Here is a 19,563-nt window from a genome sequence, read left to right on the forward strand (position 1 = left end):
ATCAACCGAGGTACGCGGCCTGCCTTCTTTTTTCCTTCTGAATACATCCTTGCTCAGCGCTCCCTTAAAAATGAGGGATTGAGGGAGCAGGGATTAAGGGATTGAGGGGCCGGAGATTGCGGATTTCGGTATTCCCGTCACGACGGGTGATCTGAGGGCGGAGACGGTTTTGCATCAGCGGCGGGGGCGTCGGCGGGCGGCCATAATCAAGCCGGCATTGCCAAGCATTACAAACGTGGATGGTTCCGGGATGGCCTGAAATGTCGTATCGGAAAATCCAACTTCGAAGAACAGAACTCCCCCGCTTGTCTGAATCGGGGCAAAGGGATCGCCCCATTGAAGCAAGAGTGCGCTGCCGCTAACGGGCCCCACCGCATCCAACATATTCCATGTCGAGAAAGCTGGATTGGACGGTCCCGCAATGAGGGCGGACCCGCCTTCTATGGATCGTGCGTACTCGACTGTACTTGAGCTGTTGGATACCGATGTGTGAGTGGGTGTAAGGATGTCAAAGGTGCCCAAGCCGGCAATTAATATTGATGAGGCTTGGTGAGGAATTTTAAGAGACCCAAAAAAGGGAACCCGGTCGTCGGTATCGCCGACCGATGTGATCTTAAAGTCCCTCAAAGAGAACGGCTCACCGTCCAGCGTTCCCGCTCCAACCCCCGCATGGACAAACGAAATCAGCGTCGCCTGCGCAGATGCCGTAGTCGTAGACAATAGAGCGATTGCGAGCAATCCGGCCCTGAGCGCGCCCATCGTCATCACCGATTGCATCCGGACTCCTCCTAGAAGACAGGACAGATCACCCACCTCTGGTCACAGCGAAGGGGATTAGCAGCCCCCATCAGTATAACAGAATCGACTGAGCGATTCTTCCTGTTGCCTGGCAAATCTGAACCGTGGTGATTACCGGTCGGACGTCAGATCAAGCTGGCCGAAGCTGGCTGCGAGTCAGAATCGAAAAGAGTGGTTGGGCCGGGCCCGATGACCCCGCATTGAAATGCGTGGCAATAGCCGGCCGGCTGAAGGCCGGCCCCGGCGTTTGGTGAATTCGATCCCTTCGGGATCGATCAGAATTTGGGCGGGGCTTGTGAACAGGGGCGTTGCCCCTGCCTACTTTCGGTCAGCCCTTCGGGCTGAAAATTAGTCGGCAGATCTCGTAGACTCGACCCTTTCAGCCAAGGGTTCAACCGGCCCTATTGATTCGGCTTGCCTTATCGATGGGGCTCGTAGACGCGCGGGATGCGGGTTTTTAGACTTTCGGGCCATGGCCACCGTTTCGGCGCGGGAAATATCGACGAACGATCGCATCATCGAGACCGTGAAGCGGTATTGGGGGTTCGACGCGCTGCGACCGCATCAGGAACAGGCGATTCTGGCGGGTTTGCAGCAGCGGGATTCGCTGGTGGTGTTGCCGACGGGGGGCGGGAAGTCGCTTTGCTATCAGGCGCCGGCGGCGATTGCCGCGCGGACGGACGTTGTCGTGTCGCCGCTGATCTCGCTGATGAAGGACCAGGTCGATGGGCTGCGGCAGTGCGGCTATCCGGCGACGGCGCTGCACAGCGGGATGACGGCGGCGCAGCAACGCAAGGAAGAAGAGACGATCGCCGCGGGGAAGTACCGGCTGGTGTTCGCCGCGCCGGAGCGGATGGTCAATTCCTGGTTTCTGCGACTGATTGAACGGATCAACGTCCGAGCCTTCGCCATCGATGAGGCGCACTGCATCAGCCATTGGGGGCATGACTTCCGACCGGAGTATCGGCAACTGGCCCTGCTCAAGGACCGGTTTCCGAAGGCGAGCATCCATGCCTATACGGCGACGGCGACGGAGCGAGTGCGGCTGGACATTGTCGAGCAGCTTCGGCTTCAGAATCCGGCGATTCTGGTGGGCGATTTCGACCGGCCGAATCTGGTGTTTCGCGTCGTGCCGCGCGTCGACGTGTACAGCCAGGCGCTGGACGTGGTCCGGCGGCACAAGAACCAGGCGGTCATCATCTATTGCATCAGCCGGCGCGACACGGAGGAGATGGCCGCGCATCTGCGGCAGCATGGCTGCAAGGCGGAGCACTATCACGCGGGCATGACGCCCGACGAGCGGCGGCGGACGCAGGAGGCGTTCAGCGAGGAAAAGCTGGACGTGATTGTCGCAACGGTCGCGTTTGGCATGGGGATTGACCGGAGCGATGTGCGGTGCGTGATCCATGCGGCGATGCCGAAGTCGATTGAGCACTATCAGCAGGAAGCGGGCCGCGCCGGGCGCGACGGGTTGGAGGCGGAGTGCGTGCTCTTTTATTCGGCGGCGGACGTGATGCGCTGGGAGTCGCTGATTGAGAAGAGCGCGGCGGAGGCGGAAAACCCGGAGGAGGTGATCGAGGCCTCCGGAGAGTTGCTGGGGCACATGCAGCGGCTGGCCAGCGGGGCGCGCTGCCGGCATCGGGCGCTGTCGGAGTATTTTGGTCAGGCGTACCCACGGGACAACTGCAATGCGTGCGATGTGTGTCTGGGGGAGATGGAGGAGGTGGCCGAGGCGACGGTCCTGGCGCAGAAGATTCTGTCGTGCGTGGCACGGGTGGATCAGCGGTTTGGGGCCGGGCATGTCACGGACGTGCTACTGGGGGCGAATACGGACATGATCCGGCGCTGCCGGCACGATCAGCTCAGCACGTATGGGCTGCTGAAGGAGTCCGACAAGAAGGAACTGACGAATCTGGTGCATCAGCTTGTCGATCAGGGGGTGCTGGTGCGGACGCCCGGCGATCGACCGATCCTGCAGTTGAACGAGGCCTCGTGGGAGGTCATGCGCGGGCAGCGGGCGGTGCGGTTATGCAAGCCGCGGTCGAAGCCGGTGAAGCGGGCGCGGATCGATGAGGTTTCGTGGGAGGGCGTAGACGCCGAGTTGTTCGAGAGCCTGCGGCAACTTCGGCACGGCATCGCAAAGGAGCGCGGAGTACCGGCCTTTGTTATCTTCGGGGATGCGGCGGTGCGGGAGATGGCGCGACGGAGACCCGGGACGTTGGCGGCATTTTCGTGCGTTCCCGGCGTGGGTCAACGCAAGTTGGCGGACCTGGGCGACCGGTTTGTCGCGCAGATCCGGGCGCACTGCGAAGCGAACGGTCTGAGCCTTGATGAGACGATGACGAGCGCGCCGCCCCGGCCGACGAGCAAGATCAGCCCGTCACGTTTGGCGGCGCAGGAGATGTTTCGGCAGGGGGCGTCGATTGAGACCGTGATGGCGGCCCTCGGCCGGGCCCGCAGCACGACGTCGGAGTATCTCGCCGAATTCATCATGCAGACGGCGCCGGCGAGTATTGAGGCGTGGGTGGACCGGCAGACGTATGCCCGCGTGGCGAATGCGGTTCGGCAGGTCGGGGCGGGACCGCTCAAGCCCGTTTTTGAAAAACTGGATGGGCAGGTTCCCTACGACACCATCCGGCTGGTCGCGCGGCACTTGGAGACGGTGGGAGATGCGACCTAGTGTGATGGCTCTGTTGAACGCGCGGGATCAGGGGTGGGTCGCCGCGGCGACTTGGACATGTGCTCCACGGCCTCGCTGCTGCGAGACCGTGCCACCCGAAATGTCAACTTAGACGGACTACTAAGGCGAAGGCAAATTGGTGGCTGTTGCCCCGGACTTTTTCGCCGGGACCCAGTCGATGTAGCCGATCATCATTTCTTCCCAGGTCTGCTCGCCCCATTTGACCGGCTTGGTTGGATCGGGGTTGTCGTAGTTCTTGTCCGAGTTGTCAAAGAGGGCGATGCACTCGATCTTCGTGCCCTTGGTCAGGAGCAGCGGCTTTTTGAGGATGTAGGACTCCTGCCAGTTGAAGTCGTAGTTGGTGACGGAGAGGAGGGGCTTTTGCGTCCCGTCGGGCTGGTGGAGGATGTACTTCCAGGATTTTCCGCGGGTGTGCATGTGGGGGAAGAAGGAGAGCACCTCGATGTCCTCTGAGGGCGCGAACTCCGAGCGGACTTCAAAATCGGCCGCCTTCGCGGGGATCTCGAAGCCCATGTTATAGATGCCGCGCGTTCCGACCTCGCGGTCGATCGGCCCCTTGGCGAACTTCAGGCCGATGCTCGAGAGATCGCGCTGGGCCTTGCCATTGGTGGTGTAGTGCAGTTGGAGGATGATTTTCGCGCCGGCGGGGAGCTTCTTGGCGCAGCCCTCCGGGAATATGGAGGGCGTGTCGCCGGGGACGGTCGCGCAGAGGAAGCCCTCTTCGAGGCCAAGCTGACCGGACGGGCGGACGCCTTTTTTCTTTCCATCCTGAATGAACGCCAGGACGTGATGGACGACCTCGGGCGAGCCGGGGTGCGCCTCCATGGCGACGATCCACTTGTCCTCCTTGTAGTCGGTTTGTATCTCGAAGTACTTGTACTCAACAGTGCCGTCCTTGGGGACGAGGAAGGACTCCTTCATTGTAAAGACGCGGTCGGGCTTGCCGATGCGCCACTGCTTGGGCCACTTCTTGGGGGCGGGCTCCTTCTTCGCGTCGCCGCGGGGCATGCCGCCGGCGATCCAGGCGAGCAGGGTGTCTTTTTCTTTTTTCGAGAGCTTGCGTTCGTTGAGGAAGTGACCGTCAAAGTCGGCGTCGGCGTTCCAGGGCGGCATTTGATCGTTGCGCACCACCGAGTCAATCATGGCGGCCCAGCCGGTCACCTGGTCGTAGCCGATCAGCGAGAAGGGGCCGACCTGACCGGGGCGGTGGCAGCTTACGCAATTCTCCTCGACGATTTTGGCGACGTGGGAGGCGTAGGTGTACTTTGACCCGCCCTTTTTTGATCCTTTCTTGGGGGCGGCGCGCGTAATGAGGCAGCCGGGGGCGGCGGTGCGGGCGGTATGCGGGTCCTTGCCCTTGAGGGCTGCCTCGATGGCGAGCTGCAAGTACTTGAACCGCGGTTTGTCGCGCTTCTCGCCGACAGAATACTGATCATCCACCATGCCGCGATAACGGATGACGTTGTCCTTGTCGATGACGAAGACTTCGGTGGAGGTCTTCGCGTCGAGAAACTGCGTGAGTTCCTGGTTCTTATCGTGGAGCATGGGGAATTCGATGCCGCGCGATGTAGCCTCCTTCGCGATCGCCTTGCGCGCATCCTGGGGATTGGCATTGACGCCGACGAAGACGACGCCCTTGGAGGCGTATTTCTTCTGCATCTCGGCGAGCCGCGGGGCGTAGCGCTGACTGATCGGGCAGCCCAGTCCCGTGTAGGCGATGACGAGGACCTTGCCCTTATGGAACTTCAGGAGGCTGACCTCCTTGCCGTTCATGTCGCGGAGTTTCACGTCGGTGAGTTTTTCGTGGATGCGATCGATGGGGGAGGCGGAGGTGAAAACAGCCGCTGTGACTGCAACGATGATTGCGGTAACAATGACTCGTGGGATGAGGGGCCGATTCATGGCAGCGTCCTCCATTCAATAATGTAGCCGGCCGACACTGAAGCATACTCTACCACAAAACCAGCCGCGAAATCGATAGTGCGCTCAGGTCGTCTGGGGCGGGGTTTTTCTCGTCAACCGGTAACAGAAACGGGGCGTGAGGACCGTGGGGCAAGGCCGTTCATTCATGACTAGGAGCGAGCCGAATCCCATCTTTCGCGGGCGATCAGTGCCCGGTACGCTTCCGCTCTGTATTACCGAGGTTGGGAGACTTCGCGCTATGTCGTCGGCCGTTGAGATTCAAGGCGTTACCAAGACTTTCGGCGAGGTTGTTGCCGTCAACGATCTGTCGCTGACCGTGCCGACCGGGAGCGTGTATGGCTTCATCGGGCCGAACGGGTCGGGGAAGACCACTACGCTGCGGATGATCATGCGTATCCTGCACCCCGATTGCGGGGCGCTGCGGGTGCTTGGCGAGGATGCGACGCAGAGCGCGGCGGCGTCGGATCGGATCGGGTACCTGCCGGAAGAGCGCGGACTGTATCGCAAGATGGTGGTCGGCGAGGTGCTGCGGTTCTACGCGGAGCTGAAGGGGATGCGCGATTGTGAGGCGGCGATCGACGAGTGGCTTGCGCGCGTCGGACTCGCGGATTACAAGAAGAAAAAAGTGGAGGCGCTGTCCAAGGGGATGTCGCAGAAGGTGCAATTCATCGCGACGGTCCTGCACCGACCGGAGCTGATCATTCTCGATGAGCCGTTCAGCGGGCTGGACCCCGTGAATATGGAGTCGATCAAAGACGCGGTCCTGGATTTGAAGCGGGGCGGGGCGACGGTGATCTTTTCGACGCATGACATGGATGTCGCCGAGAAGATGTGCGATTTCATTTTCATGATCTTCAAGGGGCGGAAGGTGCTGGACGGGACGCTGGAGGAGATCAAGCGGAAGTACGGGAACGACACGCTGCGGGTGCGAATGTCGGGCAATGGGCATGGCTTCGGCACACTGGCCGGCGTGGACCGGGTGAACGACTTTGGGCGGTTTCAGGAACTGCGGATGACCAGTGGCGCGGACCCGCAGGCGATTCTGCGGCAGCTTTCGGGGGCCGGGCGGATCGAGCATTTCGAGATCGCCCAGCCGTCGCTGCACGATATTTTCGTCCGCATCGCCGGGCCCGAGGCCCAGGGAGAGAGCCGTGCGTAAGATCTGGACCGTGGCGGCCCGCGAGTATCGCGCGACGATCAAGACGAAGACGTTCGTCATCGCGATCGTCCTGATGCCGGTGTTCATGGGCGGCGGCCTGGCCATGACGAAGCTGACCAAAGGAAAGCTCGATACGGGGGTTAAGCGGATCGGGGTGGTCGATCGGTCCGGCAAGATGTTCGCAGCGCTGGAGCAGGCCGTCGAGAAGCACAACACCGTGGACATTGTGGACGAGACGACAAAGAAATTGACGGGGCCGAAATACGCCCTGGAGAATGTTGCGCCTGAAGCGGAAAGCGATGCGCAGCTCCTGGCCCTGTCGGAGCGGGTCAACAAGAAAGAACTGTTTGCCTTTGTTGAGGTGGGGGCGAAGGTGCTGGAGGGCGGGCCGGACTCGCCGGAGACGATGATCCGGTATTTTTCCAACCAGCCGACTTACGACGAGATTCGGCGGTGGCTAAGCCGGAGCGTGAGCGAGCGCGTGCAATCGGTGCGGCTGAAGGAGGCGGGGCTGGACCCGGCGATTGTGAACCGGGCAATGCAGCCGGTCGAAGTGGACAGCATGGGGCTTTATACGCGCGCCGCGGACGGGCGGGTTAAGCAGGCGGAGCGGACGAATTTCGGCGTGGCGTTCGGCGTGCCGTTCGGCCTGATGATGCTCATGTTCACGGCGATCATGATGACGACGCAGCCGATGCTGATGGGGGTGCTGGAAGAAAAGATGCAGCGGATTTCGGAGGTGCTGCTGGGGTCGATCCGGCCGGGCGAACTGATGTTTGGAAAGCTCCTCGGCCATGTCGGCGTGGCGACGACGCTGGTGGCGTTTTACATGGTTGGCGGGCTGTTCGTCGCGAACCAATACGGGATGAGCGATCTTGTACCGACGCATTTAATTGTGTGGTTTGTCGTGTTTCAGTCGCTGGCGATCTTCATGTACGGGGCGATGTTCCTGGCCTGTGGGGCGTGTTGCAGCGACACCCGCGAGGCCCATAACCTCGTTCTGCCGCTGATGCTCCCGCTCATGATCCCGATGTTCGCCTTGGGCAGCATTATCGAAAATCCGCATAGCACGTTCGCCACGTGGCTCTCGTTGTTTCCACCGGCCACGCCGATGCTGATTGTGATGCGCATGGCGATGCCGCCGGCCGTGGCGTCGTGGCAGATCATTGCCGGAATGCTGGGCACGATTGCGGCGACGGCGTTTTGCGTCTGGGCGGCAGGGCGGATTTTCCGCGTCGGGCTGCTGATGCAGGGCAAGCCGCCGAAACTTACGGATCTGGCGAAATGGGTCGTGCGCGGCTGACGCCAAATTCGGAAGTCGGAAGTCGGAAAGCGGAATGAAGAGCCGCGCTCGCCCTATTTCCCCTTTCCGTGACACTGCTTGTATTTCTTGCCACTCCCACAGGGGCACGGCGCGTTACGGCCGACCTTGGGCTCCTCGCGGCGAATCTGTTCGACCTTCTGTTCGCCCTGGGCCTGCATGGCCGCCGCGCGGTCCTGTTCGACGTTGCCGGAGAAGCCCTGGTTGGTCGCGTCAGCGTGGCGGGCGGCGCCGATCTGGTAGCGGCTTTGCAGGACGGACTCATCGGCGAGGCGGGCCTTGAAGATGATGCTCGTCACCTTGTCGTGGATGGCGTCCATCATCTCCTGGAACATCTGGAAGCCTTCGCGCTTGTAGGCGATCTTGGGGTCCTGCTCGGCGAAGCCGCGGAGTCCGATCGACTCCTTGAGCTGGTCGATCGAGTGCATGTGGTCTTTCCAGGCCTGGTCGTAGATCTGGAGCATCACGTAGCGCTCGAGCGTCGTCAGTTCGCGGCGGAGGAGGTCGCGGCCGAAGGTGAGCAGCGCCTGCTTGCGATCCGGTGCGGCGTCGTAGGTCGTCTGGTCGAAGGCCGGGCCGAATCGTTTTCGCGCCCATTCGCCGAGATCGTCGTTTTCCGACTGCGCCCGGTCGATTTCGGCCTGGAGGCGGCCATTCTGCGAATAGTCGCGGTTCAGGCCGATGAGCTCCTCGGCGAGTTCCTTTACGGTGCGGCCGCGGACTTGGTCGATGGACCAGCCGAGATTGAATTTGAGGTTAACCCAGTTGGCGAGGTTGTCGGCGGCATAAGCGTTGTCGATGGAATCGCCCAGGACCGTGCGCTCCAGGATCCATTCGACGGGGTAGCGGACCTCGCGCTCGCGGTAGGCCTTGCGGATGCCCTCGCGCAGGCGGGCGATGATCTGATCGTCCGGAACGTCCTTGAACGAATCCGCCGGAAGATCGACGCCGAATTTCTGGCGGGCCCACTGGATGAGCGACATCATGCCGAAGTCGGGCTCGAGGATGCGCTCGACAGGGGACAGATCGGCTTCGTCGATTTTTTGATGGGCCGATTCGATCAGGTGTGCGACGACCTCCTCGGACGGCATGTCGCGAAGTTGATTCTGCGTCAGCTTGGAACCGAATCGAGTCGAGGCCCACTGAGACAGACCGCGGATGTCCCATTGCTGTGGATCGAGGTCGGGGTCGAGGTATTCACCGACCGTCATTTTGATCTGGCTCTCGATGTCCTGCTTAGCGTCCTCGCGGATGCTGCGCTGGGTGGCGGCGGCGTCGTGAGAGTCGATGGCCTTCGGCTCCAGATTGACCTCCAGCGTGCCGCGGACCCAGTCGCAGACGCACTTGGCCCCATACATCGGGTCGAGAAATTTCTTGCCGGCGGCGGTGATCGTCTCGTCGATCATCTTCCAGATCATCTCGACGAGCCGCGCGGACTTGCCGGGGCGGGCGGCGCTGAGAATCTGCTGGCGCTGGGAATAAAAGACCTGGCGCTGGTGGTCGAGTACTTCGTCGTATTCGAGCAGGTGCTTGCGCTGGGAGAAGTTCTTCTCCTCGACCTTTTTCTGGGCACGCTCGATGCCCTTGTTGAGGCTGCGCGCCTCCATGGACATGCCCTCCTCAAAGCCCATGCGCTCGAGCATCTTGAGGGTCCATTCGCCCATGAACATCTTGAGCAGATCGTCGCCGAGGGAGAGGAAAAATCTGCTGGAGCCGGGATCGCCCTGGCGACCGGAGCGGCCGCGGAGCTGGTTGTCAATACGGCGGGATTCATGGCGCTCCGTGCCGATGATGTGCAGACCGCAGGGGGTGCTCACGGGGCAGACCTTGCGGCCGAGTTCGGGGAAGCGCGGGTCGATCTTGGGCTTCCAGCAGTGGGCGCAGTTGGTCTTGGGGTCGTAGTCGGGACAATGGATGCAGCACTTGGTGCCAATGACGCCGGGTTCGTGCCAACCGGACGCCCGCGAATGGCCGCCGGCGGGGGGACCGAGGTCTCCGATGCACTTTTCATAGACGACGCCCTGCTGAAGCTTGATGTCTGTGCCGCGACCGGCCATGTTCGTGGCGATGGTGACGTTGCCGACCGGCTCCTTATCTTTGCCCCGCGTGGACTCGTGGCGTTCACCGGCCTTTTTTACAATCTCGGCCTCACGGGCATGCTGTTTGGCGTTGAGGACTTCGTGCTCAATGCCGTACTTGCGGGTGAGCAGGTTGGAGAGCTTTTCGGAGTTCTCAATGGAAATCGTGCCGACGAGGACCGGCCGGCCGCGGGCGAGGTCGCCCATCGCGTCGTCGTAGGCCTCGGGCATTAATTCGCCATGGCCTTCACCGTCTTTGAATTCGGCCAGGGCCTTTTCGATTTTGTCGGTTGGCTTGCCCTGATTCTTTTGGACCGACAGCAGATTGCGCAGGACCGGCTCCAGTACGAACGGATCACTCGAGCGGCCCTTGGTATGGATATCGTGAATCTCCTCGACGATGGCGTTGTACTTGTCGTCGACCGTCTTGTAGATGCGGTCGTGACAGTCCACACGATTGACCGGCCGGTTCGTGGGGATGGACACGACCTCCAGCTTGTAGATCTTCATGAATTCGTCGGCCTCGGTCATGGCCGTGCCGGTCATGCCGGCGATCTTTGAATAGAGCTTGAAGAAGTTCTGGATGGTGATGGTGGCGAGGGTCTGGCTTTCTTCTTTGACCTTTACGGCTTCCTTGGCCTCGACGGCCTGATGCAGGCCATCGGACCATTGGCGGCCGTGCATGAGGCGGCCGGTGAATTGGTCGACGATGATCACCTCGCCGTCCTTGACGACGTAGTCCACGTCTTTTTCGTAGGTGGCATGGGCGCGGACCGAGTTTTCGATCAAATGCGGCCATTCCATGTTCGCACCGACGTAGAGCGAGCCGACTCCGAGTTGTTCCTGGGCAAGGGTGATCCCGTCGTGGGTGACGCTGACGTGCTTACGTTCTCGGGCCACGACATAGTACTGGTGGTGACCGATGGCTTCGGCCTCTTCCTCCTTGATCCAGTTGGGATCGGCCTTGAACTTCTTGAAGGCGTCGGTGAATTTGGGGTGTTCGGCGTATTCCTTGGGCGGGGCGTCGCCCCAGGAGTTGAGGCGACGAAGCGTCTCGGCGTTGGCCTGCTGCTGCTTTTGGATTAACGCGCGGGCGACGACGTCGGCCGTGCGATAGCGGGTGACGTCATCGGCCGCCGGGCCGCTGATGATGAGGGGCGTGCGGGCCTCATCGATGAGGATCGAGTCGACTTCGTCGATGATGGCGAAGTCGAGCGAGCCCTGCACCTGCTCTTCCAGGGCCGTCTTCATGTTGTCGCGGAGGTAGTCGAAGCCGAGTTCGTTGTTGGTGCCATAGGTAATGTTGCAGCCGTAGGATTTTGCGCGGACGCCCTCGCGCCCGCCGGGATCGAGCTGCGACTGGATGAAGCCGACGGTCAGGCCGACGAGTTCGAAGATCGGCCGGGCGAACTCGGCGTCGCGCTGCACGAGGTAGTCGTTGACGGTGACGATGTGGACTTTCAGGCCCTGGAGGCATTTCAAAAAGGCGGCGAGGTGGCAGACGATGGTCTTGCCTTCGCCGGTCTTCATTTCGGCGATCTTGCCCTCGAAGAGGACCATGCCGCCGATGAGCTGGCAGTCGAAATGGCGGTGATTCTGGGCGCGGCGCGAGGCCTCGCGGAGGACGGCGAAGGCTTCGGGGAGCACGCTGTACACTTCCTCGCCGCCGGCGAGGCGATCCCGGAGCTGGTCGGCGCGGGCCTTCAGATCAGCCGAGTGTTCCACGCGGATTCTCTGAAGCGCGGCTGGGCGGTCCGTCTCGGCCAGGTCGGGCGGGAGTTTCGCCACGGATTCGGCAAAGCGGCGGTCGTAATCGCCTCGCAGATCGCCCTCAAAGGCGTTGATTCGCGTGACGTACTTGTGATATTGCTTCAGCAGCCGCTCGTTGCGGGAGCCGAAGACCTTTTGAAACGCTGTACCGACAAGACCAAGAACGGGCATTGCATCACCGAAAAAGTCAAAACGTTAGTAAATCAAAAGTCAGAACGCCGAACAAGAACTATCCACAGATGGACGCAGATAAACGCAGATAAGATTGCGTTATCAGGGAGAGCAAGAGGAATCGCGCTATGGGCCGTAGAGGCCGCCGGTGTGATAGGAAATCGACTGGCGAGATTGCGGCGCGGGCGACCGCTTCGCAGGGACGTGAGAGATTTGCGACTCGATCGGAACAAGTTGGCGCAGCAAGTCGGCGCCGTGACGACCCAGCCAGAGCACGAGTGCCAAGACCGCAGCGCTACCGGCCAGGGCCGTGGGGATGCCAATTGCGGCTGAGCTCGCAGTGGCGACAGAGTGGACGACGGATGCCGGGGACTTGTGCGAACGGGCCGGACCGCTGGAACTGATCAGGTCGACGCCCAGGAGGGCGATGGCCCCGACGAGGATACCCGCGACGGCAATAGGCCGGGCGGAGCGATCGGCGGTGATGTTGTCGCGGGTCATCTTGATCAGTAGTCTAGCCGTGGCCGTCGGAGGCGGCAATAGAAGTTCCTGAGGCAGATCGCGGGTGCGAGACAGGTGCGGATTTGTTTGGCGGAAAGCGAGTTCTGATTACCGGGGCGTCGAGCGGAATCGGAGCGGCGTTGGCGCGGCGGTTTGCGGCGGATGGGGCGGCGTTGTGGCTCGTCGCCCGGCGTGCCGATCGATTGGGGACGTTGGCCAGCGAGCTTCGCGCGGCGCGGCCGGGCGTCAATGTGCAGTCGCACCCGGCGGATTTGTGCGACGAGAGGGCATGCGATCGGCTGATTGAGGCGGTCGGCGAAGTAGATGTCCTCGTGAACAATGCCGGCGTCGGGGAGTATGGCGAGTTCGCGTCGCAGAATATGGCCACCCTGGAATCGATGATGCGGCTGAACATGCACGGGCTGGTGCGCCTGACGCACAGCGTCTTGCCGGGGATGTTGGAGCGGCGAAGTGGTTGGATTCTGAACATCGCCAGCCTCGCGGGATTCCAACCGACGCCGTACATGGCGGTCTACGGGGCGACGAAGTCGTTCGTGCTCGATTTTTCGATGGCCCTGTGGCAGGAGGTGCGCAAGCGCGGCGTGCACGTCGCCTGCGTCTGCCCCGGGCCAGTGGCGACGGAATTTTTCGATCGCGGGGGGTATGGGGAACGGCGGGCGGATTTTACGAAGAAAGCGGCCGACCCGGCCTGGATCGCGGAAGCGGCTTATCAGGCGCTGGTCCGCCGAAAGCCGGTCGTCATCCCCGGCGCGAGTAATAAGCTGGCGGCGTTTCTGCAGCGATTTGCGCCGATTAGACTTGTAACGAAGATCAGCGCTAAGCTGTTAGGTCCGAAGGAAAACTAGCTTTGGCCATCATATTCCGAGAAATTCAAACAGAATGATCCCGAGAGTAACAACGCAACCGGGGACGACAAGCGGGAAGAGGATATAAATGATAAATACCGCGAGTGTTGCGACAGACCGGCCGCTCGAGGGAGCACTCCGGTGTCGAATGACGGCGTTAAGCGTAAACGCATTGAGAAGCCCACACGCGAGCCCCGTCATCAACGCACCGAGAGTAAGCCCCAGGCCGAACAGCTCGCGGGATCCCCACTCAAAAAGTACTGATACAGGCAGCCCCAAGGGAAAGATAAGGTAATGGGCTGACGCGTAATAACTGATAGACAGCCACGGTCTTAGATGACGCTTGCCGTCGAAGTGTGGGCAAAAGATACCCAGCGCGAATGCCACCGCCAGTGTTGTGGTTAAGACGGTGGCGAAAATGGCTCCGATCATCAACAGCCCAAACAGAACTGCTTCTTCAAGTCCAATCTCCATCTCGAACAGCCGGTAGAGAGGTAAACTTGCAAAAAAAACCAAAATGGAGAGGGCGCAAGCGCCGAAAGTGGCGAGCAGAAAAAACGAATATGCTCTGGAATCTTGTGGTTGCACGCTGAAAGCAAACGCGAAGCGCTTCGCGTCGAATAGGCAGATGGGCAGCGTCTTCTTGAGGCGCGGCCAGAATGCTGTTTCGGCGGGGTCATCCCACGGGATCAACGTAATGCGGTTTGCCTGCTGATTGGCGCGAAGCGCCTCACGATCAAAGAGCGACCCGCATTCCGGGCAGCGACCGGTCAGGATGCCGGTGAGGTTGTAGTTGCAGATTGGACAGTAGATTTCTTCGTCGGAGGAAGTTGCGACAACTGGAGCGGCATTCGGAGGGGCGTGAGTCGCATCCTCATTGACGGTCCCGCTCATGGTCGGCCCTCATGGACGACGAATCGGGCAATACGCCATCCCAGCCAATACTAGGACACGAGGGCGCTAACGTCCACGCCGAGGGATTTGGCGATCCTTTTCAGAGTGCGGATCGTCGTGCGGTCGGGGTTGCGCTCGATGCGGGAAATCTGGGATTGAGGGAGTTTGAGGCGGGCGGCGAGTTCGGCTTGTGTCAGACCGGCGGCTTTTCGTGCCTTGGCGATCAGATCGGCGAGGCGGGACAGAATTTGGCCCAATCTTCCAGACTTGGATAAGTCCTCAAAAAGGGCGATCGGAATGAGTAGGTTCATCCTGTTACCCTCTGTTTCGTTTAACGGCTTCGCCGCTTGCGATCCTTCCGGCGATCCTTCTTGCTCGGCTGGAACTTGGGCTTGCTGGAAGCTTTGAAGCTCGGCATCTTCCCCCCCGCCATCGACATCTGGGCCATCTGCGAGCCGAACTTCATGCGGTCGCCGAGGGACAGGCCCGCCATGTGCTTCATCATGTCGCGGGCTTGGAGAAACTGCTTGCACAGGCCGCTGACGTCCTCCGTGTCGGTGCCGCTGCCGCGGGCGATGCGGCGGCGGCGGGAGCCGTCGAGAAGTTTGGGGTTGGCCCGCTCTTTTTCTGTCATGGAGTTGACGATCGCCTTCATCCGCTGGACCTCGCCCTCGTCGATCTGCATGTCCGTTTCGCGCATCATGCTGCCGACGCCGGGGATCATCTTGAGCATGTCCTTGAGCGAGCGGCCGCCCATCACTTTTTCCATCTGACCGATGAAGTCGCTGAGCGTCAGGTCGCCCTTCTTCATCTTGGCTTCGAGTTTGGCGGCCTCTTCGACGTCGACCTGCTGCTGGGCGTGTTCCACGAGCGAGACGATGTCGCCCATACCGAGGATGCGGCCGGCCATGCGGTCGGGGTGGAACTCTTCCAGCCGGTCGAGTTTTTCGCCGACGCCGATGAACTTGACCGGCTTGGTGGTGACGCTCTTGACGGAGAGGATCGCGCCGCCGCGGGTGTCGGAATCGAACTTGGTGAAAATCACGCCATCGAGTTCCAGTCGCTCGTTGAAGTGCTTGGCGGTGTTGACGGCGTCCTGGCCGGTCATGGCGTCGAGGACGAGATAAATCTGGTGCGGGCCGACGGTGCCGGCAATGTTGGCGACCTCGGTCATCAGTTCTTCGTCGATGGCGAGGCGGCCGGCGGTATCGAGGATGACGACGTCGCGGAGCTGGCGCCTGGCGAGTTCGACGCCGTTGCGGCAGACCTTTACGGGGTTCTGGTGCTCGCGCTCGGCATGGACGGGGACGCCGAGTTGGCCGCCGAGTACTTCGAGCTGGTCGATGGCCGCGGGGCGCTTGAGGTCCGCCGCAACGAGCAGCGGTTTCTTGCCACGATCCATGCAATACTTGGCGAGTTTCGCACAGGTCGTCGTTTTGCCCGAGCCCTGCAGACCGGCCATGAGGATGATCGTCGGGGGGTTGGCGACCCAGGGGATGCGCGAATCGACGGGGCCCATGAGGCCGATCAGCTCGTCGTGGACGATTTTGACCATGACCTGGTCGGGGTGCAGCGTCTTGATGACCTCGGCGCCGAGGGCTTTTTGCGTGACTTCATCGGTGAATTTCTTGACGACATCGATGTGCACGTCGGCTTCGAGGAGGGCGGTGCGAACTTCGCGCATGACCTCGCGGACGTTGTCTTCGGAGATTTTTCCCCGGCCGCGAAGGCGTCGGAAAACGTCATTGAATCGATCGGTCAGGGCGTCAAACATCGAAAACTTTCAATTGGTTGGAGGCTCATGGGGCAATCCAACAAGATAGCATGAACGGCGGCGAGGGGCCAAATCGGCTGTGAAATGGCGTCTCATCGCAGCAATGTGACTACGGTACCGACCATGTCTGATCTTAACTTATTTTCTAGCAGATAGTTATAGTTACGCCTTACGGGAATGTTTCTCGATGTTTGCGAGTTTATTAGGAAAGCAGATAAGTTTCGCGTAACCCTTGCCGATGGCCTACTTTGGGCGCGATCAAGGGGGATTTTCTAACAAATTCGCAAGCGTATAAGTTGTTGCAGATACGATAGTTAAAACATTTTTTGTATCCGTTGACAGCCCCGTGTCCGCTTGCTAGATTTCCGGCACTGAATCTGAAAAAACGCGGCCGATGGATGGACTTGCATCGCCGCTACAAATTACGGCTGTCTTAGCCGTGGCGCTCCTCCGGATCGAAGTAAACTTTGATCCGGAGGTTTTTTTTGGCGCAATTTTTGGCGGGCCCTTGTGATTTTTCGCCGAGCCAGTGACCCTTAGTTCCATGAGCCAGACCGTACAGCGCTGTGGGGTATTTCTTTCGCGCGTCGTGCGGCGTCAGTCGCTTTGCGAAGAGCACTTCGAGTTAACGCTGGCGTTGGAGGAGTTTCCGCCGGCGGTTCCCGGACAGTTTGTCCAGGTTCTTTGCCGACGGCCGGACGATGCCGAAGGGGGCGCGGCGATGCTGCGGAGACCGTTCAGCATTGGGGGTCTGGAGCGCGGCGCGCGCGGCGTCGAAATGAAAATTCTCGGGCGCGTGGTGGGCTCGGGAACGGCGTGGTTGGATGCGCGCAGCCCGGGAGATTTCATTAGCGTCCTGGGGCCGCTGGGGCGAGGCTTCACGGCGCCGCCGCGCGGCGCAACAGCGCTATTGATCGCAGGCGGCATCGGCCTGCCGCCGATTCGCTGGATGGCGGAAACGCTTGCAAATACGGGCGTTTTGTGCAGCGCCATCGTCGGCGCTCAACGCCGGTCGTTGTTGCCCGTCACGTTGGTCGACGACCCGTCCGCGACCGGTTCCGCGACAAATTGTGTGGAGGAATTCGCGCGTGCCGGCATCCCCGCGGCCGTCACGACCGACGACGGATCCTGCGGAATGCGCGGGCGTGTTACCGACGCGATGGCGGCGTTTTTTGGCACGCCGATGGCGCGCGAAACCCTGCGCGTTTACGCGTGCGGACCGGAAGCGATGCTCCGCGCGGTCGCGTCGTTGTGCGCGCAGCAGGCGGTGGAGTGTGAGCTGGCGATGGAGCGCGTTATGGGATGTGGAATGGGTACCTGTCAATCGTGCGTCGTGCCGGTTACTGATTCCGCGCGGGCGGAAGGATGGCGGTACGCGCTGTGTTGCACGGAGGGCCCGGTGTTCGACGCGCGGCGTATCCGGTGGGAATAAGGGCCGATTCATGTCCGAGACCGCCCTCAGAATGCCGGTAAAAAAAATATTTTCAGGGTAAATTTGCGATTTCGAGGGGGTCGGAGACGAAAAAATCTGGCTGCGCGGCCTCCAAAACGTCCCGATTTTGAAATCCCCAGGCTACGGCGACCGATTTTGTGCCCGCGTGACGTGCGGTTTGGATGTCAACGACACTATCTCCGACCATGTAGACTTCTTCGGGCGCGACGTGCATCAACGCGGCGATTTCGATCGCGGCGCGCGGGTCCGGTTTTCGATCCTTTTCGTGGTGCGAACCCCGTACGGCGGTGAAGTACGGCGCCAATCCCAAGCGCGCGACGATCTCGACGGCGAGCGCGTGCGGTTTGTTGGAAAGCACCGCCAGCGGCGCGCCCCGCGATTGCAATAAGTTCAGCAATTGCAATATGTTGGAATATGTCCCGGTGTGAACGACCGGCCGCTGTGCGTAGTGGTGCGCGGCGCGTTCTATGAGGCGGGAAAGCACCGTGTCGCCGACGTCCGGCGCGGATCGTCGGCACAGCGTGGAGAGTCCGTCACCGACCCAGTTGCGCACTTGATTCGCATCGACGGGGAACAATCCCAAATCGGAGCGCGCGGCGTTCAGCGCGACGGAAATGTCCTCCAACGAGTCGATGAGCGTGCCGTCGAGGTCAAAGATATACGCGCGACGGCGGTCGCGGGGTGTTGCGGAAGGGGTTTGAGTCATGTTTTGAGGTCCCACGCGCCGAAAAAATATTGAGCGTAAGCAAAAGTTTCTGTTGACAAAGCTTGACGCGACTCTAGACTTTTTCAATTAGAAAGGAGGTGACGCCCATGGCTAAGCGAAGAAAGAAAGGCGCCACCAAGAAAAAGGCAGGCAAGCGACGGAAGAAGAGGTAACTCAGCCGTCCAAACGTTGGGTGACGGCCGCGAGCTTTGAAAGCAATCGCTCGAGCGTGCGGCTGTGACCCGGGGTCTTCGCGAGTGCGAAGGCCACACAAAAAATGGAAGGTGCTCATGCCACGGCAGCACCTTCCATATTTTTTTGCGCTTTCTCCAGTTTCGATTCGCTGCATACCTATTTTTCCCCTATCGAGAGTTCCGGGAGCCGCCCCTAAGACGCTGGCATTGATTGTCCCGGTGCTTTATACTCTGGTTTCCTATTCAAGCGGCGTTAAGGGCCGGACGTCGCGGGCAGGAGGCCGGTCGCGGCAATGGATTGTATCGCGGTAATCAATCAGAAGGGCGGCGTCGGCAAGACCTCCACCAGCGTCAACCTCGGCGTGGCGCTCGGTCAGCGCGGTCGCAGGATGCTGCTGATCGACCTGGACCCCCAGGGGCACCTGACGACGCACCTGGGGTTGGACAGCCAGGCCAAGGGCGCCGGGGTCTATGAGGTGCTGACGGGCAGCCTGCCGCTGCAATCGGCCATACACGTTCACGGTCCGACAATCAGCGTGGTTCCGGCGCAAATTGATCTGGCAGCGGCCGAAGTGGAGTTGGTGTCGGTCGTTGGTCGGGAGGTGATCCTGCGGGATTGCCTTTCAAGTCTTCACGACGAATACGATCTGGCGATCATCGATTGTCCGCCTTCCCTGGGAATCCTGACTCTGAACGCACTCAGCGCGGCGTCGCACGTCCTGGTTCCACTGCAACCGCACTTCCTGGCCCTACAGGGCGTCGGCAAGCTTCTGGAGACGATTCGCCTGGTCGCCCATCGGATCAACCCGCCGCTGCGCGTCGCCGGGATGGTCATGTGCATGTACGAGAGCGGGACCCGCCTGGCGGGGGAGGTGATCGACGACCTGAACGCCTATCTGGAGTCGTCGCGGCAATCGGCGGTGCCCTGGCGCGACGCCAGGATCCTTCAGTCGAAGATTCGACGAAATGTGAAACTCGCGGAGTGCCCCAGCTACGGACAATCGATTTTCGAATACGCGCCGCGCAGCAACGGGGCCATCGATTATCTGGCCCTGGCCGATGAAATCCTGGCGCTGCTCGGCGGCGTCGCGCCCGATGCGGCGAGTGAAGAGAAGGACATTGCCAGGATAGCGACGATGGCGCGAGCGCCGATCGCGGATCGCGTCGCAGCGGCGGCCGATTCGAGGGTGGTTCCAACTCCATCTGTCGAACCGGTTCCCGCGGCTACGTCCTAGACGCGGTCCGAAATATTTG

General features: G+C 61.0%; 14 protein-coding genes. 6 read left to right on the forward strand and 8 right to left on the reverse strand.

What is annotated here, in order from left to right; translation table 11 throughout:
* Window positions 1-174 precede the first annotated feature (174 nt).
* Window positions 175-777 (reverse strand): hypothetical protein, encoded by a 603-nt coding sequence (locus VJZ71_02930; protein HKQ47007.1) that lies wholly within the window; start codon window positions 775-777, stop codon window positions 175-177.
* Window positions 778-1,270: 493 nt separating this feature from the next.
* Between VJZ71_02930 and recQ the strand changes: the two genes are divergently transcribed.
* Window positions 1,271-3,478, forward strand: a complete 2,208-nt coding sequence (recQ, locus tag VJZ71_02935; GenBank protein HKQ47008.1) for a DNA helicase RecQ — start codon at window positions 1,271-1,273, stop codon at window positions 3,476-3,478.
* A gap of 120 nt (window positions 3,479-3,598) precedes the next feature.
* Here recQ and VJZ71_02940 read toward each other — a convergent pair whose 3' ends face one another.
* On the reverse strand, window positions 3,599-5,401 hold the full coding sequence (locus tag VJZ71_02940; protein ID HKQ47009.1) for a redoxin family protein: 1,803 nt from the start codon (window positions 5,399-5,401) through the stop codon (window positions 3,599-3,601).
* Window positions 5,402-5,660: 259 nt separating this feature from the next.
* On the opposite strand from VJZ71_02940, the gene VJZ71_02945 reads away from it, so the two are divergent.
* Together VJZ71_02945 and VJZ71_02950 are read left to right on the forward strand one after the other, a co-directional pair.
* Entirely contained in the window at window positions 5,661-6,581 is a 921-nt protein-coding gene (locus tag VJZ71_02945; protein ID HKQ47010.1) for an ATP-binding cassette domain-containing protein, read from the forward strand.
* On the forward strand, window positions 6,574-7,884 hold the full coding sequence (locus VJZ71_02950) for an ABC transporter permease (protein ID HKQ47011.1): 1,311 nt from the start codon (window positions 6,574-6,576) through the stop codon (window positions 7,882-7,884). The genes VJZ71_02945 and VJZ71_02950 overlap by 8 nt, the downstream gene beginning before the upstream one ends.
* 53 nt (window positions 7,885-7,937) lie before the next feature.
* Here the strand turns inward: VJZ71_02950 and VJZ71_02955 are convergent, their stop codons facing one another.
* Together VJZ71_02955 and VJZ71_02960 are read right to left on the reverse strand one after the other, a co-directional pair.
* Window positions 7,938-11,921, reverse strand: coding sequence for an SEC-C metal-binding domain-containing protein (locus VJZ71_02955; protein ID HKQ47012.1), 3,984 nt, complete (start codon window positions 11,919-11,921; stop codon window positions 7,938-7,940).
* 126 nt (window positions 11,922-12,047) lie between these two features.
* Window positions 12,048-12,461, reverse strand: coding sequence for a hypothetical protein (locus VJZ71_02960; GenBank protein HKQ47013.1), 414 nt, complete (start codon window positions 12,459-12,461; stop codon window positions 12,048-12,050).
* Window positions 12,462-12,505: 44 nt separating this feature from the next.
* Between VJZ71_02960 and VJZ71_02965 the strand changes: the two genes are divergently transcribed.
* Complete coding sequence (locus tag VJZ71_02965; protein ID HKQ47014.1) at window positions 12,506-13,288, forward strand: SDR family oxidoreductase; 783 nt, start codon at window positions 12,506-12,508, stop codon at window positions 13,286-13,288.
* Between the two features lie 9 nt (window positions 13,289-13,297).
* Here the strand turns inward: VJZ71_02965 and VJZ71_02970 are convergent, their stop codons facing one another.
* From VJZ71_02970 to ffh, 3 genes are read right to left on the reverse strand one after another with little or no spacing between them, the layout of a single operon-like run.
* Window positions 13,298-14,182, reverse strand: a complete 885-nt coding sequence (locus VJZ71_02970; GenBank protein HKQ47015.1) for a hypothetical protein — start codon at window positions 14,180-14,182, stop codon at window positions 13,298-13,300.
* Between the two features lie 50 nt (window positions 14,183-14,232).
* On the reverse strand, window positions 14,233-14,493 hold the full coding sequence (locus VJZ71_02975) for a helix-turn-helix transcriptional regulator (GenBank protein ID HKQ47016.1): 261 nt from the start codon (window positions 14,491-14,493) through the stop codon (window positions 14,233-14,235).
* A gap of 20 nt (window positions 14,494-14,513) precedes the next feature.
* Complete coding sequence (ffh, locus tag VJZ71_02980; GenBank protein HKQ47017.1) at window positions 14,514-15,956, reverse strand: signal recognition particle protein; 1,443 nt, start codon at window positions 15,954-15,956, stop codon at window positions 14,514-14,516.
* 544 nt (window positions 15,957-16,500) lie between these two features.
* Here ffh and VJZ71_02985 point away from each other — a divergent pair.
* Window positions 16,501-17,388 carry a dihydroorotate dehydrogenase electron transfer subunit gene (locus VJZ71_02985; protein ID HKQ47018.1) on the forward strand — a complete coding sequence of 296 codons (888 nt, stop codon included), beginning with the start codon at window positions 16,501-16,503 and terminating at the stop codon, window positions 17,386-17,388.
* A gap of 52 nt (window positions 17,389-17,440) precedes the next feature.
* Here VJZ71_02985 and VJZ71_02990 read toward each other — a convergent pair whose 3' ends face one another.
* Entirely contained in the window at window positions 17,441-18,115 is a 675-nt protein-coding gene (locus VJZ71_02990) for an HAD family hydrolase (protein HKQ47019.1), read from the reverse strand.
* Window positions 18,116-18,602: 487 nt separating this feature from the next.
* Between VJZ71_02990 and VJZ71_02995 the strand changes: the two genes are divergently transcribed.
* Window positions 18,603-19,544: an AAA family ATPase gene (locus tag VJZ71_02995; protein HKQ47020.1), complete on the forward strand. Its 942-nt coding sequence runs from the start codon at window positions 18,603-18,605 to the stop codon at window positions 19,542-19,544.
* Window positions 19,545-19,563 lie beyond the last annotated feature (19 nt).

Source organism: Phycisphaerae bacterium, assembly GCA_035275405.1.
Lineage (GTDB): Bacteria > Planctomycetota > Phycisphaerae > UBA1845 > UTPLA1 > DATEMU01.